The organism is Acinetobacter haemolyticus CIP 64.3 = MTCC 9819 (assembly GCF_000369065.1).
GTDB classification, from domain to species: Bacteria; Pseudomonadota; Gammaproteobacteria; order Pseudomonadales; family Moraxellaceae; genus Acinetobacter; species Acinetobacter haemolyticus.
In genome coordinates, this window is record NZ_KB849803.1 from 352,101 (window position 1) to 358,135 (window position 6,035).

A 6,035-nucleotide genomic window follows, 5' to 3' on the forward strand; every position below is an offset into this window, starting at 1 on the left:
GAATCTCGGCTAGCTGAAATGCTGGGATAGCATCAAAGATGAAAGCCGATCATTTTAACATGAATTTCATTCATTTTCCTTGTTTATAAAACATTCAAGAACAAGGAGATAACAAATTATTTGTATAAAGTTTAATCAAAAAATCAATATTAAAAGTTGAACTTTAGATTAATATGAGACCTTACTTATGATTTCATTCGATCCTACAAGCTCTTTTACTGTTGAACCTGACTCAATATAGCCTCGACCACTAGAAACAATCTGACCATTCGCCAATGTTGCTTCTAGCCGATATCCACCTTCACCTTGAACAAAAAATCGTGCTTTGATAGCTTTATTATTTTCTAATGATGGAAAAGAAATCTCATGTTGAGTACTTGCAGTATTCACAAGTAACTTAAGCTTCTTAATAGTTTGCCCACTTTGATTTGAAATTTGTATGTGGACCAAAGGCTGAAACCAATAATTTAATCCAGAGGTTAACGCACCCATCGCAAAACTTATCAGTAATGAAAGGACTATCAGGAGCGAAATAAACAACTTTTTAAATTGTGTCATTTTAATTTTTTAACTTAATAAGGAATTTAGATCATAAACAAGCAAATTTAAAGGAAATACAACTTATAGTCTATAAAGTTTTCAATCGTAATGCTAAAAATAACCCAATCACCAAAACCACACTCACACTCAAATTAATTCCTATCCAACCAAATTTTTCCCAAATCAAACCACCACTGCTACCAAGCAAACTTGAACCAACGTAATAGCAGAATAAATACAAGGACGAGGCCACCGCACGATATTGCACCGCTTGCACAGAAACCCAACTGCTGGCTGTTGAATGTGCTGCGAAAAAGGAAAAAGTGAAAATCGTTAAACCGAGTAAAACCGCCCATAGCGATGGAATGAGCGTGATGAATAATCCCAGTATCATACTCAATAACAAGCAAGGCAACACCTTATCACGTCCATATTTAAAGCCCCATTGTGCCGCTTTAGGTGAACTATAAATACCTGCTAGATAAGCAATTGAGATCACACCAATCCATGCTTGTGATAAATGAAATGGCGCTTCTAATAAATGATAGCTAATGTAGTTAAATACCGTCACTAAACAGCCCATTAAGATAAAACCCTGAGCAAATAAAATCCGTAATTTTGGATCTTTAAGGTTCTGTTCAAATGCAGCTTTAAAACGGGAAAATCGAAATGGATAAGGTTGAAAATGTTGAGACTTTGGTAATAACAAATAAAATAAACAAGCGATGACCAGATTCAAAAATCCAATGATATAAGTAGCCGATTGCCAAGAAATAAAGTCAACTAAAACACCTGCGATCAAACGCCCACCCATCCCACCAATGGCGGTGCCTGAGATATACAATCCCATAGCAAAACCAATATCTTGCTGGGCAATCTCTTCCCCGATATACGTCATCGCAACCGCAGCAACGCCACTCACCGCCAATCCAATAAAAATACGAGTAGTCAAAAAGACTTCCCAAATCGGAAATGAGGCACTGATGAGCAAGAGAAGAGAAACCAAAAACAAAGCAAAAACCATAATGGGTTTTCGCCCAAAACGATCAGAGATAAAACCCGTAAACAATAAACCTATGGCTAAAGCCACGGTGGAAAAAGAAAGTGGGAAACTACTATGTGTAGGTGAAACCTGAAAGAATTTTGCAAAAATCGGCATCATCGGTTGTACGCAGTACAAAGATGAAAATGAGGCAAAACCTGCAAAGAACAACGACCATAGAATTGCAGTAAATGATTTAGACCCATACTCAATATGAGCAGACAGTGCTTCAGGCTTAGACATCGTGACTCCTTGACTGGAAACAGTATACGCCTATCCTGAAGCGATTGAAAAACGCTAAACAATGCTCTTGTTTTATTATTTATACAACAGAATCTCTATTGATCTTCAACCTCATAATTTCTAACATCGGACCAACTTTTGGCACGTGGATGAATTACTTTGGTTGTTTTTAACACGACGACTCTTTTTACACTCAAAAATTACTTTTTGATTCCATTCAAATTGATCATATTTTTATCCATTGTGAGTTTAACCGCATGTAGTAGTTTAAATGCCCCAAAACTATCCAAAGGTATCCAGCAAGCTTATTCTGTTTCTCCGACCACAGCTGATCGACTCTCTCCCATTATTCTCCAAAGTGCTAAGCAACACGATGTTCCGCCCCTCTTAGTGGCAGCGGTGATTCGTCAAGAGTCCAGTTATCGCTCAAATGCACGCTCACCAACAGGAGCACTTGGGCTCATGCAAATCATCCCAAGTCATTGGAGACAAGATTGTCCTGGTGATTTATACAATGAATATATTAATATCAATTGTGGTACACATGTCCTTGCAACCTATTACAAATCCGCAGGCAGTTGGCACAAAGCATTGGGTTATTATTATGTAGGTCCGACAGGCTATCAACGCAGTTTTAGCAATCGGCACAAAGCCAGAAAATATGCTCGCTCCGTTGAACGACATAAAAAAGAGCTCAAAAGAGCGCTGTAATCTATAAAAAACCATGCTGATCAAGCATGGTTTTTGGTTTTAAAAAGATATTAAGCTTCTTCAAACATCCCTTCGAACAAGACTGAAGATAAATAACGCTCACCACTATCAGGTAAGATCACCACAATGGTCTTGCCAGCATTTTCAGGACGTTCAGCAATTTTTGCTGCTGCTGCTAATGCTGCACCACTTGAAATACCCACCAAAATTCCTTCCTGAGTTGCACATTTTCTTGCCCACTCAATTGCATCGGCACTATTTACAGGCACAACCTCATCGACCAAATCTAAATCTAAATTTTTAGGAATAAAATTGGCGCCGATCCCTTGAATTTTGTGTGGTGCAGGGCTGATACTCTCACCATTCCGAGTCTGGGTAATAATTGGAGATTCAGCAGGCTCAACAGCGACTGAATATAATGGCTTGTTCTGAACTTGCTCAAAATAGCGAGAAATTCCTGTAATCGTTCCACCCGTCCCCACACCAGCGACTAAGATATCGACTTGACCATTGGTTGCCTGCCAAATCTCAGGGCCAGTGGTATCCACATGAATTTGAGGATTAGCTGGATTTTCAAATTGTTGTGGTAAAAAATATTGCTGAGGATTTTCAGTGGCTAAACGTACTGCCTCATCTACCGCACCCTTCATACCTTTCGCAGGATCAGTCAAAACGAGATTTGCACCCAATGCCTTTAATACTTTTCTACGCTCCAAACTCATACTTGATGGCATTGTTAAAGTAATTGGATAGCCTTTTGCTGCTGCAACGAATGCTAACGCAATCCCAGTATTACCACTGGTTGGCTCAACAATATGCATACCAGCTTTAAGTACGCCACGTTTCTCTGCATCAGCAATCAATGCCGCACCAATACGACACTTTACTGAAAATGCAGGATTACGACTTTCAATTTTTGCCAGTACAGTTGCACCTGTTTGAATAGCACGGTTAATGCGTACTAAAGGCGTGTTACCAATTGCTTCGGCATTATTTGAATACACTGCGATACCAAGATTGGCTGGTGTCGGAAATTGTTGATCAGTTGACATGTTATTTCCTTATTAGATTTGGAATGATTCTCAATCATTATAGGCTTGTCAGCAAATGAAGAAAGCTTAAAGCAACTGCTTTTACGAAAAACTATCCTTTTAGAACATGAAAGCTTAGGGTTCATAATAAAAACTCATGATTGCTGAGACAATAGCTCCCACAAAGCATTCAATTTTAAATGTCTCAAATCCTAATAAATAAAAAACCCCGATTAGTAACATTGCCGATACTAAGCCTGACATCACAGGTGCAGCCCTTCGGTTCGCGTAATGGATAGAATGCCGACGAACAATTGCATTTTTGCGTTGTTTATTTGGAATATAGTATTGACTAAATACAGGCAGCCTAACAATAAATGATATAAAAATAATTCCAAGAATCAACGCGATACCAACACCTAACCACTGAAAAGATTCGCCTCGCAAATAAGCATATCCCACCACGATGCAGCAACTCATCACTGCATAAAAGACATAAGTCGAATAGTACTTTCGATTCATTTTTACTTCTCAGACTGATATATCAAGTACGATCATGCTTGAGTAGCCTCTAACTCCTCATTAACCAACACTTGCTCATTGTCCCCCAATAAAATTGCGACACGACTACAATGAATCACCAAATGCTCTAACCACCGCTGTGCTGCCAGTTGTTCTAATGTATAAGCGGCTGACACCATTCTTGACGAAGATTCTTCAATTATTTTTTGTCGAACTAAATCTTGATGAGCCTGCATTTCTGAGGAAAAATTAGCCAACTCATCGACCAAAGCGTTAGGAATTCGGGTAAAAGGTTCATTCAGCAAATAAGGAATAAATTGCTCAAGAATCACGGCAAAACGATTGGCTAATTCCTCAATATTGCTCTGATTTTGAATACTTTCTATATGAGCCACACTACTTAAATCATTTTTAAGCACCCGTACATATACAACTAATCTCAGCAAAATCAATAATCGATGTTGATCTGCTATAGATTGTGGGGCAGACATTTTATCAAGATAGTTCTCAATCTTGCCTAACGTATAGTCAAATTCATCAGTTTTAACTAATTCAGCCACCATTTGCCCACGAATACAACGCACAAAGATTCCATACATATCCGAGATTGACCTTAACAAAGCACGTTCAACGGCTGCAATTGCAAGTGCTGGAACACTATAAAGCGACTCATCTAAATATCGTGTAGTGGCATGCTCTTTTTCTGGAAGTAAACGAATAATCAATTGTTCAAATTTAGCCAAGAAAGGCATGAAAATACATGCCCCTAATAAACTAAAAGTGGTATGAAATGCGGCCACCAACAATACAGGGCCCAATTGCTGAACACTTTCAAAATGTTGATATGCCCAAATAAAGGCAGGCGATAATAAAATAAAAGCAAATACAGCAGTCACAACATTAAAAATCACATGAACAGCAGCAGTTCTCTTTGCGCTTGTTGTACCACCAATTGCAGCCAATACAGCTGTGGCAACCGTCCCAATATTCTGCCCAATCACCAAAACTAATGTTTGTTCAAGATTTATTGTTTGAGTAGACAATGCAGCTAATGTCGTTGTAATCGCAGCACTCGAAGACTGTAATAAGATGGTCATTAACACACCGATGAGCAGTAAAATAAGCTTCATCATCAAGCTTGGTTCTGACCACCGTGATAAATCGATGAGTAATGCCAATCCACTCATGGCATCTTGTAGAAATTGAATCCCTAAGAACAGCAATCCGAAACCAGCTAGAGTTAGACCAATAAAAGCAATCTTTTCTTTACCGAATAAATTAAGTAACGCCCCAACACCAACAAGCGGCAAAGCAAAACTCGCAATTGAAAACTTTAAGCCTAATAGTGCAACCATCCAGCCTGTACTTGTGGTCCCAATATTTGCACCAATAATCACACCTATTGCATGACTAAAACTTAAGATACCCGCACTCACAAAGCCAATGGTAGCTAGTGTCGTTGCTGTAGAAGACTGGACCACAACTGTTAGACCAATCCCTGATAAAACAGCTTTCGTCGGTGAATTGGTAAATCGAACCAGCCATTGTCGTAATGCTTCACCCGCAATTGCTTTTAAGCTATCTGTCATCAAAGACATGCCCAAAAGAAATAAACCAATTCCACCTACTAATTGAACAATGACATTGAGCACAAAAACGTCCTTTTTATAATTTTCAGATTAAAAACTTAGACTGACTTAGGATTAACTTCGTTTGTTCTATTTAAATATTTATATTTGATTTAGGTATGACAATAAAGTGTTTTTAATACAATTTATTAGCACCACTATAAAAATTGCTAAGCAGTTATTTCCTTTTTCTCGTTGCAATAAAAAACACCCCTAACCTGACGGTTAGGGGTGTTTGAATTTAAAAGCTGGCGATGACTTACTCTCACATGGCAAGTGCCACACTACCATCAGCGCGAAGAGGTTTCACTTCTGAGT

At 38.6% G+C, this 6,035-nt stretch carries 6 protein-coding genes; 1 reads left to right on the top strand and 5 read right to left on the bottom strand.

From position 1 onward, the window contains the following. Positions 1 to 168: 168 nt before the first annotated feature. Both F927_RS09960 and F927_RS09965 read right to left on the bottom strand, forming a co-directional pair. Positions 169 to 558, bottom strand: a complete 390-nt coding sequence (locus F927_RS09960; protein ID WP_005084070.1) for a hypothetical protein — start codon at positions 556 to 558, stop codon at positions 169 to 171. A gap of 70 nt (positions 559 to 628) precedes the next feature. Beyond that, positions 629 to 1,825 (bottom strand): MFS transporter, encoded by a 1,197-nt coding sequence (locus tag F927_RS09965; RefSeq protein ID WP_005084073.1) that lies wholly within the window; start codon positions 1,823 to 1,825, stop codon positions 629 to 631. A 159-nt stretch (positions 1,826 to 1,984) separates the two neighbouring features. On the opposite strand from F927_RS09965, the gene F927_RS09970 reads away from it, so the two are divergent. Continuing rightward, positions 1,985 to 2,536: a lytic transglycosylase domain-containing protein gene (locus F927_RS09970; protein WP_005084075.1), complete on the top strand. Its 552-nt coding sequence runs from the start codon at positions 1,985 to 1,987 to the stop codon at positions 2,534 to 2,536. A 50-nt stretch (positions 2,537 to 2,586) separates the two neighbouring features. Here the strand turns inward: F927_RS09970 and cysK are convergent, their stop codons facing one another. From cysK to F927_RS09985, 3 genes are all read right to left on the bottom strand, one after another. After that, the gene (gene cysK / locus F927_RS09975) at positions 2,587 to 3,588 is read right to left on the bottom strand and encodes a cysteine synthase A (RefSeq protein ID WP_005084077.1); all 1,002 of its coding nucleotides are present in this window, start codon (positions 3,586 to 3,588) and stop codon (positions 2,587 to 2,589) included. Between the two features lie 114 nt (positions 3,589 to 3,702). Further along, a complete protein-coding gene (locus tag F927_RS09980; RefSeq protein WP_005084078.1) occupies positions 3,703 to 4,089 on the bottom strand; it encodes a hypothetical protein in 387 nt (128 codons plus the stop codon). A gap of 32 nt (positions 4,090 to 4,121) precedes the next feature. Next, positions 4,122 to 5,741 carry a Na/Pi cotransporter family protein gene (locus tag F927_RS09985; protein ID WP_005084081.1) on the bottom strand — a complete coding sequence of 540 codons (1,620 nt, stop codon included), beginning with the start codon at positions 5,739 to 5,741 and terminating at the stop codon, positions 4,122 to 4,124. Positions 5,742 to 6,035 lie beyond the last annotated feature (294 nt).

Bases quoted from the DNA above. Each gene is read 5' to 3' on its own strand.
- F927_RS09980 (WP_005084078.1), bottom strand. From the start codon at position 4,089: ATGAATCGAAAGTACTATTCGACTTATGTCTTTTATGCAGTGATGAGT.
- cysK (WP_005084077.1), bottom strand. From the start codon at position 3,588: ATGTCAACTGATCAACAATTTCCGACACCAGCCAATCTTGGTATCGCA.
- F927_RS09960 (WP_005084070.1), bottom strand. From the start codon at position 558: ATGACACAATTTAAAAAGTTGTTTATTTCGCTCCTGATAGTCCTTTCA.
- F927_RS09965 (WP_005084073.1), bottom strand. From the start codon at position 1,825: ATGTCTAAGCCTGAAGCACTGTCTGCTCATATTGAGTATGGGTCTAAA.